Annotated in this window: 1 pseudogene; it reads left to right on the top strand. The window is 64.6% G+C overall.

What is annotated here, in order from left to right:
- A pseudogene (locus tag DBR23_RS30185) lies at window positions 1–415 on the top strand (ribonuclease E/G); the annotation flags it as partial.

The raw sequence follows: 415 nt of genomic DNA, 5'->3' as shown, positions 1-415 counted from the left end.
GCCTTGCGCCAGGACCGCGCCCGCGTGCAGTTCGGCACCATCAGCAAGTTCGGCCTCATGGAAATGAGCCGCCAGCGCCTCAAGCCCGCCTTGAGCGAGGGCTCGTCCATCCCCTGCCCACGCTGCGGCGGCTCGGGCCACATCCGCGACACCGAATCGTCGGCCCTGCAGATCCTGCGGATCATTCAGGAAGAGTCCATGAAGGACAACACGGCCGCTGTGCACTGCCAGGTGCCGGTGGAAGTGGCCTCTTTCCTGCTGAACGAGAAGCGCACCGAGATCGCCAAGATCGAACTCAAGCAGCGCGTGGCCGTGCTGATGGTGCCCAACAAGACGCTGGAAACCCCCAACTACCGCCTGGAGCGCTTGAAGCACGACGACCCGCGCCTGGACCACATCGAAGCCAGCTACAAGC

This window comes from Acidovorax sp. HMWF018 (genome assembly GCF_003061035.1).
GTDB classification, from domain to species: domain Bacteria; phylum Pseudomonadota; class Gammaproteobacteria; order Burkholderiales; family Burkholderiaceae_C; genus Acidovorax; species Acidovorax delafieldii.
The sequence above is the reverse complement of the archived record's forward strand: the minus strand, read 5'-3'. Positions and strand labels throughout refer to the sequence as shown.